This window comes from Njordella calcicola (genome assembly GCF_056494125.1).
Genome location: NZ_CM151396.1, coordinates 839,127 through 856,720, shown reverse-complemented (window position 1 = coordinate 856,720; position 17,594 = coordinate 839,127). Strand labels below are relative to the sequence as shown.

16 protein-coding genes are annotated in these 17,594 nt (G+C 52.1%); 12 read left to right on the top strand and 4 right to left on the bottom strand.

What is annotated here, in order from left to right; translation table 11 throughout:
* Positions 1-4: 4 nt before the first annotated feature.
* Positions 5-1,246 (top strand): DUF790 family protein, encoded by a 1,242-nt coding sequence (locus SH302x_RS03255; protein WP_479367309.1) that lies wholly within the window; start codon positions 5-7, stop codon positions 1,244-1,246.
* On the opposite strand, the gene SH302x_RS03250 is transcribed toward SH302x_RS03255, so the two are convergent.
* Positions 1,218-2,651, bottom strand: a complete 1,434-nt coding sequence (locus SH302x_RS03250) for a serine/threonine protein kinase (RefSeq protein WP_479367307.1) — start codon at positions 2,649-2,651, stop codon at positions 1,218-1,220. The two genes, SH302x_RS03255 and SH302x_RS03250, sit on opposite strands and share 29 nt — an antisense overlap.
* Positions 2,652-2,964: 313 nt before the next feature.
* On the opposite strand from SH302x_RS03250, the gene SH302x_RS03245 reads away from it, so the two are divergent.
* From SH302x_RS03245 to SH302x_RS03235, 3 genes are all read left to right on the top strand, one after another.
* Complete coding sequence (locus SH302x_RS03245; protein WP_479367306.1) at positions 2,965-3,642, top strand: metallophosphoesterase; 678 nt, start codon at positions 2,965-2,967, stop codon at positions 3,640-3,642.
* Positions 3,643-3,812: 170 nt separating this feature from the next.
* A complete protein-coding gene (locus SH302x_RS03240; RefSeq protein ID WP_479367305.1) occupies positions 3,813-5,366 on the top strand; it encodes a BBP7 family outer membrane beta-barrel protein in 1,554 nt (517 codons plus the stop codon).
* A 32-nt stretch (positions 5,367-5,398) separates the two neighbouring features.
* On the top strand, positions 5,399-5,827 hold the full coding sequence (locus tag SH302x_RS03235; RefSeq protein ID WP_479367303.1) for a PaaI family thioesterase: 429 nt from the start codon (positions 5,399-5,401) through the stop codon (positions 5,825-5,827).
* A gap of 56 nt (positions 5,828-5,883) precedes the next feature.
* Here SH302x_RS03235 and SH302x_RS03230 read toward each other — a convergent pair whose 3' ends face one another.
* Entirely contained in the window at positions 5,884-6,147 is a 264-nt protein-coding gene (locus SH302x_RS03230; protein ID WP_479367302.1) for a zinc ribbon domain-containing protein, read from the bottom strand.
* A 139-nt stretch (positions 6,148-6,286) separates the two neighbouring features.
* Here SH302x_RS03230 and SH302x_RS03225 point away from each other — a divergent pair, with 139 nt between their 5' ends.
* Entirely contained in the window at positions 6,287-7,087 is an 801-nt protein-coding gene (locus tag SH302x_RS03225) for a ThuA domain-containing protein (RefSeq protein WP_479367300.1), read from the top strand.
* On the opposite strand, the gene SH302x_RS03220 is transcribed toward SH302x_RS03225, so the two are convergent.
* Positions 7,084-8,745, bottom strand: coding sequence for a PH domain-containing protein (locus tag SH302x_RS03220; RefSeq protein ID WP_479367299.1), 1,662 nt, complete (start codon positions 8,743-8,745; stop codon positions 7,084-7,086). The two genes, SH302x_RS03225 and SH302x_RS03220, sit on opposite strands and share 4 nt — an antisense overlap.
* Positions 8,735-9,271 (bottom strand): PH domain-containing protein, encoded by a 537-nt coding sequence (locus tag SH302x_RS03215; RefSeq protein WP_479367298.1) that lies wholly within the window; start codon positions 9,269-9,271, stop codon positions 8,735-8,737. The genes SH302x_RS03220 and SH302x_RS03215 overlap by 11 nt, the downstream gene beginning before the upstream one ends.
* 349 nt (positions 9,272-9,620) lie before the next feature.
* On the opposite strand from SH302x_RS03215, the gene SH302x_RS03210 reads away from it, so the two are divergent.
* The 7 genes from SH302x_RS03210 to SH302x_RS03180 all read left to right on the top strand — a co-directional run bounded on the left by SH302x_RS03210 (position 9,621) and on the right by SH302x_RS03180 (position 17,184).
* Positions 9,621-10,502: an NAD(+)/NADH kinase gene (locus SH302x_RS03210; RefSeq protein WP_479367297.1), complete on the top strand. Its 882-nt coding sequence runs from the start codon at positions 9,621-9,623 to the stop codon at positions 10,500-10,502.
* A gap of 183 nt (positions 10,503-10,685) precedes the next feature.
* Complete coding sequence (trpB, locus tag SH302x_RS03205) at positions 10,686-11,909, top strand: tryptophan synthase subunit beta (protein WP_479367296.1); 1,224 nt, start codon at positions 10,686-10,688, stop codon at positions 11,907-11,909.
* A gap of 58 nt (positions 11,910-11,967) precedes the next feature.
* On the top strand, positions 11,968-12,786 hold the full coding sequence (trpA, locus tag SH302x_RS03200) for a tryptophan synthase subunit alpha (RefSeq protein ID WP_479367295.1): 819 nt from the start codon (positions 11,968-11,970) through the stop codon (positions 12,784-12,786).
* 19 nt (positions 12,787-12,805) lie between these two features.
* Entirely contained in the window at positions 12,806-13,819 is a 1,014-nt protein-coding gene (locus tag SH302x_RS03195; RefSeq protein WP_479367293.1) for a leucine-rich repeat domain-containing protein, read from the top strand.
* Positions 13,820-13,853: 34 nt separating this feature from the next.
* Positions 13,854-14,222 (top strand): cupin domain-containing protein, encoded by a 369-nt coding sequence (locus SH302x_RS03190; protein ID WP_479367292.1) that lies wholly within the window; start codon positions 13,854-13,856, stop codon positions 14,220-14,222.
* Between the two features lie 247 nt (positions 14,223-14,469).
* Positions 14,470-14,739, top strand: coding sequence for a hypothetical protein (locus tag SH302x_RS03185; RefSeq protein WP_479367291.1), 270 nt, complete (start codon positions 14,470-14,472; stop codon positions 14,737-14,739).
* Positions 14,740-15,231: 492 nt separating this feature from the next.
* Positions 15,232-17,184 (top strand): hypothetical protein, encoded by a 1,953-nt coding sequence (locus SH302x_RS03180; protein ID WP_479367290.1) that lies wholly within the window; start codon positions 15,232-15,234, stop codon positions 17,182-17,184.
* Positions 17,185-17,594 lie beyond the last annotated feature (410 nt).

Genomic DNA, 17,594 nt, shown 5'->3' with positions numbered 1-17,594 from the left:
CGAAATGCTAACGTCAGAACAGGCTTTGGCGAAATACGATTTCCAGAAAGGGCTTGTCTTGCCAGACCGGCTCAATCGAATCGACCACGCCCATTACCTTCCTGCGGCGGAACAGTTGCTGCAAGTGTACCGAGATAGCGTTGGGGCCACTCGACAAGACATTCATCAACGTTGTGAAGCTGTGCTGGACCAATTGACCGATTGTTCCAGTCGCCGCATGGCAGCACTGATAAAGTTGCTGGATGATGTCAGCCAGTACAACCAGGATGCCAGTCGCAAAGCTTCGAAACTGCGACAACAAGTTTTTCAGCTATCTGCATCCAAGCACCCGCTGGTCAATCAAAAACAAGGCGTCTTTTGCAGCGAGCAATGGGAGGTCAAACACGCGATTGCCCAGCAACTGGAAATACCATGGTCTGAGATCCAGCGCAACTTGTTTGCCGATGTCATGGAGTTTCATACTCTGGTTGCATTCGACGGTTATGTAAACGCAGCGGCACTCTTGTCACGTTACAATGTCGCTCAAATCCAAGCCTGCCTCTATCGCGCAACTGGACTGAAACTGTGGGCCAAAAGCGATTTGAAGACGGTCACACGGACCATCAAACTTTCGCGATTGATGCATTTGATCCGCTCAGGCAACGATGGTGAATTCATCTTCTCGCTCAGCGGACCTGCCAGCGCGTTGCGAACGACCAGACGCTACGGAGTGGCGATGGCGAAAATGATTCCTGCCTTGTTAAGCTGCAAGGACTGGCGTTTAATCGCTTCCATTGAAACTCGTTTTGGTCGAACCATGCAATTGTGCCTGTCCAGTGAAGACGGTTTGAGCTCTCCGATCGCATCTCCCGAAGACTTCGACTCCGAAATCGAGGCGGACCTGATGACCAAGTGGCAAGCAGCGCCAGTGCCTGGTTGGACGCTGGAGCGCGAAGCCGACTTGTTGGTACACCATCAAAAAATTTATATGCCCGACTTTTTGCTGCAGCATGCCTCAGGCAAAAAGCTGCACGTAGAGATCATGGGGTTTTGGACTCCGCAATACGTCGAAGCGAAATTGCAGACCTTCTACCAATTTCAAGATGAAAACTTACTGATTATTGCTCATCATGACCATGAGCAAGAATTGCAAAAGCTTCCACCAGCTCTACTGCGTTCAGTCTTGCTTTACAAAACCCGGATTCCGTACGCAGAACTTGTGGAACGCTTGCTAGAAGTCATCGGCGAAACAGGTAGCCCAGAATAAATCCGACCAGTAGGGCCGGCGGCAGCACAATTGCGACAGTCAACCCGATGATCATTGCGGGTGACATTTTCGTAGAGGATTTTGCAGCTCCCATCAGCGCGCCGCTGAGCCCATCTAGTGGCGGTGAGACCTCCCCCGTTTCCCTCAACTCTTGCGCATTCCGCAGGTTGCCTTTGGACAGCAGATTGCCCACGGATGGCTCTTGCCGGCCAGAATCAAGTGATGTTTCACTTCCAAATTCCGAAAGATCCACTTCCAGATCCGCGCTAGGCGGCGGTGGCGCTAACCACGGACTGCGTGCCCACTGGTCTTCATGATCAACTGATGACTCGGCAGCCCATGGTTCAAGTCTGGCGGCCACTTCGGCGCAAGTCTGTGTTCTGCGATCGACGTCTTTTTCCATCATATCGGCAATGATGTCGACAAACTCGTCGCTCAATTGTGGTGCAAAGCGACGGGGGTGCCGCGGTGCTTCGGAAAGATGACGACTGAGTTTGGTACGCGTATCGCCTCCGGGAAAGGGGACTTTGCCGCACACCGCATAATAAAGCGTACAGCCCAGCGAGTAGACATCGCTAGCTGGGCTAACGGTCAAGGGGGACTTGATCTGCTCTGGCGACAAGTAATCGGCGGTACCAACAATCTTGCCCGCTCGCGGATCGGAAAACAAATCCGCCGCGAATCCAGCTAGGCCTACGTCGCTCACTTTCGCAACGCCATCTGGGGTGACCAGAATATTGCCTGGTTTCACATCGCGATGAATCAGCCCTTGTTCGTGAGCGTACTGCAGACCGAGCGCCGCTTGCATAATGATCGATGCTGATTGCGTGACGCTCAGCGGACCTTGCTGCTTGACCAACTTGCGAAGGTCCATCCCAGGCACGTACTCGGTCACTAAAAAGTGTACGTTGCCATCTTGGCCAGCATCGTAGGCCCGGACGAGATGTCGATGATCCAGTTTGGCTTGCATCTGGATCTCACGCATAAAGCCCTCGACGGATTCCGTCGTCGATTTCGCCGTCGGCAGGACCTTGACCGCGCACTCTCGACTCATGAATCGATGCGTTGCTTTGAAGACATGCCCCATCCCACCTTGACCAATGAACTCGGTGATCAGATACGAGCCCAAGAAGAATCGCGAACGGCCGGCGAGCAACTGCTCAACTTGGTAAGGCGTCACCCACCCCTGCTCAGCCATCAAGGTCGCGACATACGCGGGGTCCAAGGACTGTTGGGGAAAGGGAGTGACGCTATCTTCTCCGTTTAAATCAACCGCCCCCACATCGCCTGTGGACAACCGATGCCTTGCTAGCCGCAAGATGTAGTTCCATTGATTCTGGTTGATCAGGCCACTGCTAATCACCACATTGTAGAACTTCGCGATCGAGTCTTGCGGTACGCTCATAGAATCAACTTTGAAAGGCTCGCTGGGTGCCGGTTATCGGTTCTGGAAGGATCGTTCCACAAAATCTGTGAGAATAGTTATCGCAAGAAAAAAGGGACAGCAACCAACCATAGCTTAGCGTTTGAGCATCGTAGAACCCGTGACGTGTGTCTTCCATTCAAAATCAAGCCCAAGGTGAAGGGAACTTTTGCTCAGTTTTCGCGTACATTAGGTGCTCATTTCGCTTTTCTGGGGTTTTGATATTTAGCAAAGTAGTAGTCTATACTATTTTTCTACATAAACCTCACCGCCTTCCACTCCTCGTTACAGACCTATGCCCGGAAGAACTATCGCAATTGGCGACATTCACGGATGCGATTACGCACTAGCAGCCCTATTAGATGCTATTTCGCCGTCCGCTGACGATACGCTTATTACCTTGGGGGACTATGTGGATCGTGGTCCTCACTCCAAACAAGTCATTGACCGCCTTATCGCTTTACGACCGCATTGCAATCTGGTGACTCTGCTTGGGAACCACGAGGAGATGATGAAAATTGTGGTTCTGGATGACCATGAACCCTATGATTGGCTCCGGCATGGCGGAGTAGATACGCTGGATTCGTATGGTTTCGTAGGCGATTTAGCCGTCGTACCGGAATCTCATCGCGAGTTTCTCAAGGAATTGCGGGACTATCACGAGACCGATACGCATTTGTTTTTTCACGCCAATTACGACGCCGAAATCGAGCCATCCGAGCAGCCCGAAGACCTTTTACGTTGGATCAAACTCACCGAATACTTGCCAGACCCGCACTTTAGCGGTCGGCGTGCAATTGTCGGGCATACGCACAACCGCCAAGGCGAGATTGTCTCGATGCCTCATTTGGTCTGCATCGATACCTACTGCTACGGTGGTGGCGTATTGACAGCAATTGACGTAACGAACGACACCATCTGGCAAGCGGACCGCAGTGGGACCCTCCGCTCGCCGGAACCAACAAAGCTATAAGCAACGCAATCGGTAAAAACCACACAACCGGCAAGGTCTTCCAGTTTTTCTCATCCTGCCCTGCCGGAAAAGCCGATACGCATGACAAGGCTTGGTTTGTCTTGAATGCGTTCGCTGCGTCCAAGGCTAGGCCAAAGCTTCCTGATCCTCCTTGCTTAGGAATGCGACCGATGAGCGTGACTGGAAATACGCCCCTACATAAGCTGAAATTTTTCGCACTGACGACCTCTTTCGCGATCGGTCATTGCCTGTTCAATGCGGCAGTCGGGCAAGAGTCCCAAGCGCTGGTATTTGAAGATCCGCAGGCTGCCGAAGTGCAATCGAGCGTACGCCGAGCAGTCACGCCGGCCAATCGAAACCGCGGGCTGACCAGCCGTCAACAGTTGCAAATCTCCGTCGAGCCCAGCGAGCCGGCAGCCATTCGAATGGCTAGTACTCTGCGCACCACGGACGAACCTTCACCGATTCCAATTCCTGATGCAATCGCTGATTCCGCAAGCAAAGAACCCATGCGAATGCAGCCCGGTTCGCTCAGTCATGAGACCTACGATCCGATGATGGCCGACCATGCGGAATTTGACTCACAATGGTCTTTCGATGGCTGCGACGGATACTCCGGTTGCGGCCACAGTGGGTGTGATGGTGGTTGCGGGTTCTCGATCTGCAACTCGCCTGCGTGTGGAGCTCCGCCTTGTTTCACTTTCATTAATCCGCTGTGTAACCCCGTGGGATTCGCTTGCAGCATCGTCAACCGAATGCAGTTTCGCGTATCGTCGGTTCATTTCTGGAAGTCGGAGGCCAATCTACCGGTGTTGGCATCCAGCGCGATCATAAATCAAAGCACTCCCGTCACAGCGCAAAACACGTTGTTTGGCGGCGGGGCATTGCTGGATGGTTCAAAGGCTGGTGTCCGAGGGGAACTTACTTATTGGATTGACCCCATACATGAACGAGCCTTGTGGCTTCGCCTGTATGATTCCGGGGATCATACCGCCAGCGCCCGCTTTGATTCCACCACGACACCAGTGATTTCCCGACCTTTCATTCAGGCCGTACCGAATCAACGAAACTCCGTTGTCGTTGGCAACCCAGCACCATCCGTAGTCGGCACACTCGACATTGCGTTGCGATCAACATTAGAAGGCGGCGATCTGCTTGTTCGTAAACGACTAGCCGAAGACGATTTGGTTCGGACCGATTTTCTTTGGGGCTATCAACAAGTGCGTTTCACGGAAAGCTTGAGCATTGGCACGGACATCCGAGGCTTACCACAAGCCCAGCGCGAGTACTTTGAAGCGGCCAATCAATTCAATGGCGGCCAGATCGGCTTGCTCCGCACGGCTCATGATGGTTGCTGGTACTTTGATGGCTTTGCCAAGTTAAGCTTCGGCAAGATGAATCGATCGGTCTACATCGACGATTTTAACACCAGCGGCTTGCTAGCCAATCAAGCGACCAATGTCGGACGATTTGAAGACGATACGTTTGTGTTAGTGCCCGAATTCGGAATCAACGCAGCCTACTTGTTGACCAACAATCTGCACTTCACAATCGGCTACAGTTTCTTGCGTTTACCGAAAGTTTCCCGAGTTGGCGATGCTTTGGATGCAGATTTGACCGTCGATGTCCAAGTCCCACCGACCGTACTTCGCCCGGCGTTTAACTTTACGGAATCGCATTTGAGCGTGCATATGCTTGATCTCGGCTTACAATATCAATATTGATTCGGGATACATCTACCACAGAATGCAGCAGCTTGAACGAACCACCCCTAACAAATCCCGGTCCTGGCAGTGATCGATTTGACAATGCTCCGATCTCGCAGTTGATCGGGTTACAAGTCGAACCTGGGCTCGCAGGAGAAGCGACCGTGCACTTACCGATTTCAGATCGGTTGCACAATCCGATGGGGCGAGTGCACGGCGGTGTCTACGCAGTACTGGCCGATGCGGCGATGGGTATCGCGTTTGGTCGAACGCTGGAAGATAGCCAAAACTTTGCTACGTTGGATTTGCACGTTCATTTCATTCGTGCCGTTCGGGGTTCTTCATTGACAGCCAAAGCCAAAGTCCGACAACGCGGCCTACGTATAGGTTTTGTTGACTGCGATATCGTTGACCATCGTGGAAAACTAACGGCGACAGCAAGCTGTTGCTGCACTATTTTGGATTCTGAATTGAGCTGAGTTCCGGCAAATATCTCAACAAACAGTGAACCGCTACACAAGCGTGTCTCGCAGACTCAAAATGTAAAAGCGGATAGCAAAAAGATGGCCACTAGCAGAAAAACGATGAAGGTCACCCAAGCTTTCTTACGTTGAGAGGCAGCGGCAGGGTCAGCGTGACTTGGGAATTTCCGTTGGACATAATCGTCGTAATCGAAGTCATCTTCCTCGTATTCGGAATTGAAATCTTCGGACCAGCCCGTTTCTTTATCCGAGCCGCAATGAGGACAAGCTTTCGCGCCGACGCGAACGTTACCTCCGCAATGCGGACATTCAAACATTTCAGCTTCTTTGCGTTTCCTCATCCCCTTGGGCCTTTCCGTGCATTTCTTCCGCTGAACTTCGCCCTTACTCCATTATTTCAAGTGGTAGATTATACTGCGGTAGTCCAGTGTCCAGATTTTCCCACCTTTCAGTTTCATGGAAAGCCCTCCTATGTTGCGATTGTCGATCGCTGTCCTAATGACGGCCTGTTTATTTGCCAAAGTGGCCTCCGCTCAATCGGAACCCGCTGCGGCGCAACAGCAAATCCGTATCCTGCTAGTCACAGGCGGCTGTTGCCATGACTACGAGTATCAAGCCAAAGCGATGCAGCTAGCGGTCAAGGAGCAAGGGCTCTCTGCACAATGGACGGTCGTTAACGAAGGGGGCAGGGGAACGCAAGCGCAAATTGAACTGTACGACAACCCGCATTGGGCCGAGGGGTACGATGTCGTCATTCATAACGAATGTTTCGCCGATACGACTGACCCAGAATACATTCGTAAGATCACCGACGTCCATAAGGCAGGCGTGAATGCTGTTGTCATACACTGCGCGATGCACACCTATCGGTCAGCGACCATTGATGATTGGCGAGAATTCTTGGGCGTCACGAGCAAAAGACATGATCATCAAAGCCATTACCCAGTCCGCAAAGCAACGAGTCCACATCCAATCGTGCAGCACATTCCGGATGACTACAAAAGTGCGATGGACGAACTGTATATCATTGACAAAGTCTGGCCCAACACCACACCGCTGGCGTTCTCCAAAAGCGAGCGAGATGGCAAAGAACATCCGGTTTATTGGATCAACCAATTCGGCAAAGCAAGAGTTTTCGGAACGACCTACGGGCATTCCAATGAAACCTTCAGCGACCCTGTCTTTCTCAAAACATTGGTCGAAGGCCTACGTTGGGCAGCTTACGGGGACACAGACCATCAAGCCGTCGCGAACTAGCTCCACTGAACCTGTTTTTCAGAAGATAACTGTGCAAGCTGACGAAACTCTTGCTCGGCAAATCCGACGTCCAGCATACCAATGGAAATTCGGTGGTCTGCTGGACCGGCGGCTGCCGTGTCGACAGCAAGCGTAGCCATTTCCCAGCGGCGGTCGAAAGGTGATTGATGAAGAGCGATTGTTTGCGTTTTGTCGACGAACGTCACTGAGTACTTCTTTAACAGCACTCCTGATCGGTAGAATACGCCAGTCCCGCGACGTGCATACTTCATCGTCTTTGCCCGGCGGCCCGCATACCAAGCGGCCGATGGCACCGCGATGAAGACCAGCAGTAAGCCCCATGGACGCAGCGTGATGCCAACAGCTAACGAAACAAGCAAAGCAACCAGCGCACTCAAGCGTCCCATGCGTTTACCAGCGCGGGGAGCCAGCGGTCGCCAGTCCAAATCGTCCTGCTGCCAATTCAAGCCAGGCCTTAAATGTTCCATGACAACAGGTAGCTCGGCCTCTGAGACAATTGGCATAAACCAACGTCGACCGATGGAAGAAGCAGCGTCATCTGACTTCCCAGCCCCCCCCGCGGTCTCAATGCGAATGGTGGCCATGCCAAGCTTTCGCTGAAGAAACGAGCGATGGATACTTATCAATTGAATGCGTTTGCGAGGGATCGTGGCGGATAGTTGCGTCAACAATCCGCAGCGAATTTGAAGATCATCCTTGATTAATTCAAGCTGGTAACCATAAAACCTTAACACGTACCATGCCATGGAAAATAGTTTGATAAGCAGTAATCCCAAGGCTAATCCCATCAAGACCACAACGACGATCGATAGCTGATGGTTAGCCAAGTCTTGCAACCAAGTTGACTTGGAAAACCTCTCGACGGAGTCTCGCATCGGTGCTCCCCTGGTCCACCAGTCCCCCTGAAAGAAAAGCCCGAACAGCACCCCCAGCAGAACCACGCCACGGTTACTTAAAAGCCCAGCTAAAAGCAACCTGGAGAGACCGATCTTAGCCACCAACGTCACCTCAGGCTCGACGATTGGTCGATCCAATCCGCGTTCCATACCCTGTGAACTGATCCGCGTAGAATCCAGCGTCTGCTCTGTGCGGCCGGAAGATTGGCCTTGCCGCAGCAGCGATACGGCGCCGCGCAAAAGTTGCACCTCGCCCAGTGAAAGCACTCGAAATACGGCTTCGGGCTCGTTGCCTGATGCCGTCTCAATGCGCACTTCAGCCACCTGCAACCAGCGATGCAAGAGGTTTTGTTTCAAGTCAATATTTTGGATACGTTGGACGGGAATCGTGCGATGCTTGCGGAAGATGAGCCCTTCATCAACCACGAGATCCTCATCGCGCAGTTGATAACGCAGCGAGACATAACGAAGCAATGATACAGCGATACCGACTGAGATGACGATGCTCGCGATGACCAGACCAAATGTCATACCCTGTATTGCGGCATAGCCTCCGAAAAGCAACGGTACGAGGACAGATCGAACGTTTGCCAGTATGTCGAACAACGGCGAAACCGGATGCAGCCAATGCGGCGCAGCAGCAACCTTCGTGGGCGTTTGCCAGGGTGATTCGCTTGCAGGAGCATCGTTTGCAGGAGCATCGTTTGCAGGAGCATCGCTTAAGGGTTCGTTAGACGGCATCGTTCAGCTCCCGATCTTCAATCAGTGCGTCTCGCAAACGCTCCGCCACGGAACGTTCGAGTCCTGGCACATCGACTGCGGCATTCTCGGTCCCCGCAGTATGGACGATCAGATTGGCCAACCCATAGTGACGCATCAGAGGCCCTTGATGGACATCCGCGTGCTGTACACGAGCTCGTGGAACTGCGATCGCTTTCCGCCAAAAGACTCCTCTGCGTATAAGTAAGCCTGTCTGATCCAGACGCCAGCCGACAGCCTTGTACTGCCACATCGGATAGACCTGCGCGAGCCAAGCAAGGGTACCAGAGGCTGCGACTACGCCTAACGCGAGCGCCAACATTCCAAGCTGCGATAACGAACTGAGCCACGCAATCAACAAGGCCACAAGGCCAACGCTGGTCAGGACAAACCAGACGACCCAGCCCATGATGCGTTCTAGCTTAACAAAAGCAGGGTCGATGGGTTGAAAGCCATCTAGAACACTATCCGAAATGGAGCTTACTTTGGCGTCTGGATCTGATTGCATAAAGGACCTAATTGTCGGGCTTCTGTGCGACCTGGGCGGCACAGGTCATATGTGGCAAAAATACCGATGCAATCCGATGCACGAATGGAACGGCGGGGAGTGCGTTTGCTTGGCCCAATTATAGCAGATCACAAGACCAAACGCTCACGCGGTGTCTTTTCTTCATCACCCATGCGACGCAGGATTCGAAATTGTCACCGATGTATTGCGGTTGGTGACATCGACTGGCCACATAATGAGTAGGGAGATTGATGAAATTATGAAAAGGAGTGTCACATTCTCACAAACCTTTGTAATGCAGCTATAATGAAGCACTCTAAACTTTGCCATTCCTCGTTAAGCACTCAACATGTCGCAAGCCACTTGGCGATCGCAGGGACGCGATAAACCGAATATTGCAGTCTTGCTTGCACCCAACAAGCCCCATGTCGCCGAGGAGTTCAAACGACTCGAGAGTGCCTTTCGCAGTGAAGCGAATATCGTAGCGATCGACCGCGATTTCAATTACGAATTTAAAGAAGAAGTAATCGATCTTGTGATTGTCATGGGGGGGGATGGGTCCATCCTGCAAGCTGCGCGACAGATGGGATATTTGCAGCGGCCGGTGCTGGGTATCAACCTGGGGCGTTTGGGGTTTCTAGCAGCGCTGCAACCCAAGAAGTTCTTAGAGCAGTGGCCTGATATCTGCCAAGGCAAATTCCAACTCTCGCAGCATCTGATGTTTGAGTGTGAAGTCTGGCATCAAGGCCAACTTATCGAATGCCGATTAGGTCTCAATGAAACTTCGGTTTTGGGCGGCCCGCCTTATTCGATGCTGCGAATTGATTTACATGTTGATGGCCACTTGGCAACCACTTACAGTTGCGACGGCCTGATCATCAGCACCCCAATCGGCTCGACGGCTCATAACTTGTCCGCTGGCGGGCCCATCCTGCAAAATTTGCTGCAAGCGTTTGTCATCAGCCCGATTAGCCCGCACGCACTGACCATGCGACCTGTGGTTGACACGGCGGATCGGGTATTTCAATTGCGATTGATCGAGCAGCATCCGACTTGCTCGGTGGTGGTCGACGGCCGCGTGCTGCATCATTTGACGCCGGAACATCATGTGGTGGTTCGTCGAGCGAAAGCCTGCTTTCAAATGGTCAGTTTCGCTGGCCGAGATGATTATGCGTCGCTGCGAGACAAGCTGGGCTGGAGTGGAAGCCCGAAATTGCAGTCCGAAACGTAGGAGCTGTTTCGAATTGGGATTAGTCAAAATTCAGGCGAGCGAGTATCCTTAAATTCCAGAAGAGTGAACTTTCTGCGAATTGAGCGGTCAGTGCTAGATTCTTCTGGCAAAGCGAGATCAGGCAAACCAATGCAAGATTCGCTCGGCCCGTTCGCTTGATTCCTTAGTCGATAGAGTTTTGTCATGTCAGTCGCACCTGCCGAAAATGAGAATTTGACCGCTGTTCCAGACACCGCTGGACGATTTGGCGATTTTGGGGGGCGTTACGTGCCTGAAACCCTCACCCGAGCACTCGACCAACTTACAGCCGAATATTCCAAAGCGATCAAAGATCCAGATTTCCAAGCCGAACTCAATGAACTGCTGAAGCGGTTCGTGGGTCGCCCCAGCCCTCTTTACCACGCCAAACGAATGAGCAAGGCGGTCGGTGGAGCTCAAATTTGGCTAAAGCGGGAAGACCTGAACCATACCGGCGCACATAAGATTAACAACACGTTGGGACAAGGCCTGCTCACTTTGCGAATGGGAAAGACACGTGTCATTGCCGAAACCGGGGCAGGGCAGCACGGCGTGGCGACTGCCACGGCATGCGCTCACTTCGGCCTACCTTGCGTGGTCTACATGGGTGCCGAAGACGTCCGTCGTCAAAAGCCAAACGTCTTTAGTATGCGTCTGATGGGTGCAACGGTTCAACCGGTTGAATCGGGCTCGCGGACGCTGCGGGATGCAGTCAACGAGGCCATGCGGGATTGGATGTCATCGGTGGAAGACACACATTACATCATCGGTTCGGTCATCGGCCCTCATCCATTCCCGATGATCGTACGTGATTTCCAATCAGTGATCGGCAAGGAGTGTCGGCAGCAATGCCAGGAATCGATCGGCAAACTGCCAGACTGTGTGGTCGCCTGCGTCGGCGGGGGCAGCAATGCAGCAGGCATGTTCTATCCATTTATCGACGACAAAAGCGTACGACTGGTAGGTGTGGAGGCTGGTGGTCGTGGCAATGCGATGGGTGATCACGCTTCGCCACTTTCCTATGGCGCTCCCGGCGTGCTACATGGCAGCTACAGCTATGTCATGCAAGACGAAGATGGCCAAACGTCCGATGTACACAGCATGTCGGCAGGCTTAGACTACCCTGGTGTGGGACCGGAGCACAGCTTCTGGAAAGACGCAGGCCGAGTAGACTACACGGCTTGCCGCGATGACGAAGCACTCGGTGCGTTTGACCATTTGGCTCGCAACGAAGGTATCTTGTGTGCCCTCGAGACTTGCCATGCTGTTGCGAAAGCTGCTGAGATTGCCAAATCCATGTCCCCTGACGAGCACTTGGTGATTTGCCTGAGCGGACGCGGCGATAAAGACGCTATGGAAATCGCGCGTCTGCGTGGCGAGCAGTGGTAAACTAGCTCGGTGCCGCCCTTTTTTCTCACTTCAAACTTCCCACTTTAGACTTTGCCTAATGTCCTCGATCGATCTTCGTTTTGAGCAACTGCGTCAACAAGGCCGCAAAGCCTTTATCCCTTTCGTCACCGGCGGTGATCCTAATCTAGAAGTCACCAAACGGTTACTGCAAAAACTCGACGCGCTGGGTTGCACGATCGGGGAAGTGGGAATCCCCTACAGCGATCCCATCGCCGATGGGCCTGTCATCCAAGCGTCGTACCAAAGGGCACTGGATCAAAAAATTAAGTTGGATGGTATCTTTCAAGCTGTTTCGCAAGTGCACGCCAGCTTGACCATGCCGCTGGTTAGTATGGTTTCCTACTCGATTATCCATCGCCGAGGTCCTGAAAAGTACATCGCCGATGCCAAGGCCGCTGGATTTGCAGGCGCGATTGTTCCCGATCTATTGGTTGAAGAAAGCAAACGCCTCTCGGACGCTTGTCGAGCCGCGGACTTCAGCCTGATTCAGTTAGTCACGCCGACGACCACCAATGAACGAGCGATCCGCATCGCGGAACTATCTTCTGGTTTCATCTACTTCGTTTCGATCACAGGTATCACCGGCGAAAGAGCAACGTTGCCCGAAAACTTGCTTGAGCGAGTGCAGTGGTTACGCCAGCGCACAGCACTGCCAATCTGTATTGGATTTGGGATCAGCAAGCCTGAGCATGTTCGTATGCTCGCACCGGTCGCTGACGGCGTCATCGTTGGATCGGCGATTGTGCGCTGGCTGAAGGATGCTGCCAACAACGAAGGCCAAGCGATGGCAGGCGTCGAAAGCTTGGTCAAAGAAATGCTGGAAGTGATCAACCAACCCCAACTTCAAACACAATAATTCATGGGTCCAAGCGGATATGCGAACCACATTCACGACCGTCCTAGTGGGACTTGCTTTGACTCTCCCGGGCTGCCGAGATAACCCTCCGCTACCACCAACCACCGATGCAACATCGCCGACCATTCCAGCGTCCGCCAGCGCCGATGCGGCAGAAGATGTCGAAGCCCGATTGGCTTCCATCGAAGCGATTGTGATCAAACGCAATGGGGCAGGACAGATTGTCGAACTGGACTTTAAAGATAGCCCCACCCAATGGACCGAGCATGCTGAGGCACTCGCTAGCCAGCTTGGATCACTAAAATCGATTCGTGTTCAAGATGATGCGGCCGTCGCGAAATTGCCGCAATTCAAATCAGTGAGAAACGTTTATCTTTATCGTTCGGGAATCACCGATGCTGGCGTCAGGCAACTTGCCGGCATGCCTCAACTGCGAGTTTTGAATTTAATCCAGTGCAGCGTAACGGACGCGGGCTGTGATTTCCTGAACCAACTTTCTGAGCTACGAGAGTTTGGCTGCTTCGGCACCAACCTCAGCAGTGTCGGTATCAGTAAACTTGCAAATCCTGAACTCATTACCAAACTCAATCTGCGTGCTTCGGCAATCACGAACGAAGGTTTAGTAGATTTGTTGCCGCGGTTCACCTCTCTGGAGTCCCTGGAACTGAGCGAAAACAGTTCGATCACAGACCAATCGATTACAAGCATCGTGGCATTACCAAACCTGGTCGACGTTAACTTCTGGCTAACGAAGATTACCGATGCTGGAGTTGCACAGTTGGAAGCCAAACCGCTGAAGCGTTTGAACTTGGACAATATACCTGAGCTGACCGATGCCTCGGTTGTCTCAGCGGCCAAAATACAATCGCTTGAGTTTTTGCATCTTGGAAAAACAGGCGTAACCGATGAAAGCTTAATGCTGCTGACGAATCTGCCTAACCTAACCGAATTGCATTTGACGCAAAGCAAAGCCACCCCGGCGGCCGTCGAGAAACTAAAGGCAGCCATGCCTAACGTGAAGATCGTTTACTAACAGATTCCTTTCGCATCAAGATACCGCCGCAACGATGGACATTAGACCGCTTGAGTCTCAGACCGCTTTCATCACCAAAGACGGTTCGGTGATTCGAGAACTATTGTCGCATCGAAATTCAGCCATTCGAAAACAAAGCTTGGCCGAAGCGCGCATTCCTGCGGGTTCGCGGACCGACGCTCACTTCCATCCAATCACAGAAGAAATTTACTACATTACCTCTGGCACAGGCATCATGCATCTGGGCGATGAAGCCAGCCAAGTTCAACCGGGCGATGCAATTGCGATCCCTCCTGGCGTGGTTCACTGGATTGAAGCGGATGCGCACCAAGACCTTACGCTATTATGCTGCTGTGCGCCAGGCTATGAGCATGACGACACGGTCATGGTTCAACCGGATTAACTTGCCGCGACCAGGCAGTCATTGGTTTGAGTCTTCCTGTCGTAACGATTGAACAAACGAGCCATGAAACTTTCAATTCGGCTTGAGCTTTTCCTTAATGCCCGACGCTGACTGTGGACGAATAGCCATTGATGCAGGCGGATGGAATTCGCTGCGACAGCTATGTCGAGTGGCCATGGAATGGGTTCACTTTACCCATTCGCAGTTGCGTTGAATGCAATTGCGAGCAACCTGATGAGTGCTTCATATGTGGCGTGCATTTTTCTCAGCCGTGGGAATCGTGTTGTTGATCCTGGGACTTGAGTGTTTGGTGATTGATCAAGCGGTTTTGGCGAATCGGTCAGACCCGGTGGCTCAACAAGCGAGAATCCAAACCGCATCTTTATTCGGCGGTAGTAGCGGATCGATGTCTGCTGAATCGACCAAGATCTTCCGGCCTTCGGAGTGGATCCCTTGGGGGCTGTTGGCCTCAGGTGCCGTAACGGTGCTTTACGCCGCCTCGCGTAAAGCTGGATAGCGGATTGATGGGCAGTTCATTTTGATTGCTCGAAGGTCTTATCCCGACATGAGTATCTGCGCGAGGCATTGAAGACACTCCATCTTCGACCCTCGGAGATTATTAAATCGATAGAAATCGCAGGCGATTACAAGCTCACGTCTGCGCTGCATGCTGTATCCGGTCTCTCAAAGCCTGATTTTGAAAAGAAGCAGTGCCGTGCTTTGTGATTGAGACCTGAGGTTTGCCGCAACTCGAAACTAGTGCCCGATATTAGGGCTCGCTTGGTCGAAAATCCCGTATTCGCCAAGTTTCCTGAGAATTTCCGCCGGAATTACCGGACTCTTTGAACGGTTTTACGAATGTATTTCAGGGGATTGCTTCTACAGATTTTTACAGCTAGCGGCTTTTCTTACCTTCATACCACCATGACAGCAGAGCTTGGTGGCTTGCCTAAGTCCTGGCTGAATGCTTGGCAGATACACGCCGATTTAAAGTGTTAGGAAGATTTCAATGCAGTTAGTTTCCACCCTTGCTCGAAGAATTGCGCTTCGTGGCCACCGGGCTTCGTTTTTTGCCATGGTGCTCGCTTTGATTGTAGTACTCATTTGGCCGCAAATTACGCATGCCCAAGCACTCTACCCTAAACCTCGCACCGCTGCAGATTATTTTGGAGATGGCGGCTTGCCACAACCCAACGCCCCGCGACCTCCCCAACAACAGCCTGGGAATCGACAAGCGGATTTGATGCGAATGCAGCAAGAGATGAATCGCATCAATCAACAGGCAACTAATAAAGCACTTCAAGATTCGATGAAAGGATTCCAAGATGTATTCAATAGCCGCCCTCAACCTCAGCCACGCGTGCAGCAACCCCAGCCACGCGTGCAGCAACCGCAACCACGCGTGCAGCAACCGCAACCACGCGTGCAGCAACCTCAACCACGCGTGCAGCAACCTCAGCCACACGTGCAGCAACCTCAGTCGTTCTACACAACCCCGGCGCAGCCCCAGTTTTTCCCGCGTTCCGAACAACCCCAATTTGTCCAACCGCCAATCACTTCGAACTCCGTTGGTGTTTCTGTCCCCAAGAATTCAATTCCCATTCCAACGATTGCAGTAGCACCTCAGTCGAACCATTTCCCAGTCAATAGAATTGCGGCGATTACTCCAGCGATTATTGAACGAATAAATCCAGAAATAAGTAATCTGCTTCAACACGAACACGAGGACTTTGATTCCGCCCACAATGAGCTCATGGACAAGCTTGTCAATGATTTCCTGGACAACCCTTACAATCAGTTGCTGGTACCGCCAGAAATGAAAGACGCGTTAGGAAGGGCTCTTAAAGAAGGGGACTTCGATGCGGCCAAAGATCTCCTGACCAACGCAGACCTATCTCAGGCTCCTGACTCTGAGAAGACCCGTCAGGTCTTGCTCGACTTCGTTAACCAATTGGCGAATCTCGACCAGTTGGCTGACGACTTGTCGAATGGCCTGCAAGCAGGCGATAGTTTCGTGGACCTAGTCCCAAAACTTGACATATTAAACGACCACCTGGGAGCGCCAGGCGTAGCGAAGTTCGGCAATTTGAAGAACGAGATAATTAGGTCTCTGGATAGGATAGGATTGTTACTTTCCATAGAAGACCAACTTAGTTTTGGGCCGCCATCCGCCCCCCCCTCTTGGTCAATTTGGGACGATCAACCATTATGGATCTGTTATGACCCTACACTTCAGCCCACGGGATACTTCCACGCAGGCGATCATGTGGTGGTGGTCCATAGCGAAAATGACGATTACGGTTTTGAACAAGGGTCGTTCTTCGAGGCGTTAAGAGTGCCGCTGGGCGTTGGACAGCCTGCAGCCGAGATTGACTCTTTGTCACCGAATTTAAGCAACTCCAAATTACTGGTCAGGAACCCTCAGGACAATGGCCGGTCCGTAAGCTTTCAACTTAATGGAACAAACTACGATATTCCGATCGGCGGCGAGCAAAGCCTAACGATCTCTGGGAAACGGATACTGAAGTTCGATACAGGCGTAGGAGACAACTCTACTCAACAGTTCACCGTCGAATCTGGAACTTACAATTTCCGGCTTCAAGGCAACAGCGGGTGGAAATTTTTCCAAGGCAAATTCAATTTGTCGATTGACAATTCAAGTGGCAAGCTTGCGTTCAACCTTGTGGCCGACAACATCCCGAGAACCATAGAGCCTGGGCAGTCCCTGAATCTCTCGTCCAATTTCCCTATCGAGGTACAGTTTGATCCTGGCAACGGTACGGGAACCGTCATGCGTCGACTGGACGAGAAGAACTATACGGTAGCCATAGACTCCAAAAAACATGCCTGGGATTTGTTTACAACGGTCAGCGTCCTCGGAGGCCCTCCCGAAGAGGTGCTGACGAGGGAGCCATCTCCTGAGCAACCTCCAAAAGCAAAACAAAGAAAACCTCGTTGGTAATCGACTACCAAAAGCAATCCTAAATGATGGTTTCCATCCCAGTTTGCCCACCACGCTAAAATCATAAAGCCGTGACTGTGATTACAAGTTGCGAGCGAGCCCTATTTGGTAATCGCGAGAAAACGCTGCCATTTTCTTTCCACTGACTGTTTGACTCGTGTCGCAACAAAACAGAACTTAATACTTCTAAGATCGACATGTGTAGCCGCCGTCCGGTAGGTTGCTGACGTCCAACGAGAATCACTTCCGCGGGCCCTTTCGAAGGCGCACCAAATGCCTTTCGGGTTGTTCTGGCCCCCACTTGGCGCGTCATAATCTGCCTAATCCGAAGCGACCATCTGTCTCGCAACTTTCGCATCATTTCTCTGTTGACACCCGATGCTCGGGGGTTATGATTATCGAACTTTCTA

What these genes read in the sequence shown, in the direction of transcription:
- SH302x_RS03255 (WP_479367309.1), top strand. Translation starts at nt 5, where the DNA reads ATGCTAACGTCAGAACAGGCTTTGGCGAAATACGATTTCCAGAAAGGG.
- SH302x_RS03225 (WP_479367300.1), top strand. Translation starts at nt 6,287, where the DNA reads ATGGAAAGCCCTCCTATGTTGCGATTGTCGATCGCTGTCCTAATGACG.
- SH302x_RS03190 (WP_479367292.1), top strand. Translation starts at nt 13,854, where the DNA reads ATGGACATTAGACCGCTTGAGTCTCAGACCGCTTTCATCACCAAAGAC.
- trpA (WP_479367295.1), top strand. Translation starts at nt 11,968, where the DNA reads ATGTCCTCGATCGATCTTCGTTTTGAGCAACTGCGTCAACAAGGCCGC.
- SH302x_RS03180 (WP_479367290.1), top strand. Translation starts at nt 15,232, where the DNA reads ATGCAGTTAGTTTCCACCCTTGCTCGAAGAATTGCGCTTCGTGGCCAC.
- SH302x_RS03240 (WP_479367305.1), top strand. Translation starts at nt 3,813, where the DNA reads ATGAGCGTGACTGGAAATACGCCCCTACATAAGCTGAAATTTTTCGCA.
- SH302x_RS03185 (WP_479367291.1), top strand. Translation starts at nt 14,470, where the DNA reads ATGTGGCGTGCATTTTTCTCAGCCGTGGGAATCGTGTTGTTGATCCTG.
- SH302x_RS03210 (WP_479367297.1), top strand. Translation starts at nt 9,621, where the DNA reads ATGTCGCAAGCCACTTGGCGATCGCAGGGACGCGATAAACCGAATATT.
- trpB (WP_479367296.1), top strand. Translation starts at nt 10,686, where the DNA reads ATGTCAGTCGCACCTGCCGAAAATGAGAATTTGACCGCTGTTCCAGAC.
- SH302x_RS03230 (WP_479367302.1), bottom strand. Translation starts at nt 6,147, where the DNA reads ATGTTTGAATGTCCGCATTGCGGAGGTAACGTTCGCGTCGGCGCGAAA.
- SH302x_RS03215 (WP_479367298.1), bottom strand. Translation starts at nt 9,271, where the DNA reads ATGCAATCAGATCCAGACGCCAAAGTAAGCTCCATTTCGGATAGTGTT.
- SH302x_RS03220 (WP_479367299.1), bottom strand. Translation starts at nt 8,745, where the DNA reads ATGCCGTCTAACGAACCCTTAAGCGATGCTCCTGCAAACGATGCTCCT.
- SH302x_RS03245 (WP_479367306.1), top strand. Translation starts at nt 2,965, where the DNA reads ATGCCCGGAAGAACTATCGCAATTGGCGACATTCACGGATGCGATTAC.
- SH302x_RS03250 (WP_479367307.1), bottom strand. Translation starts at nt 2,651, where the DNA reads ATGAGCGTACCGCAAGACTCGATCGCGAAGTTCTACAATGTGGTGATT.
- SH302x_RS03195 (WP_479367293.1), top strand. Translation starts at nt 12,806, where the DNA reads ATGCGAACCACATTCACGACCGTCCTAGTGGGACTTGCTTTGACTCTC.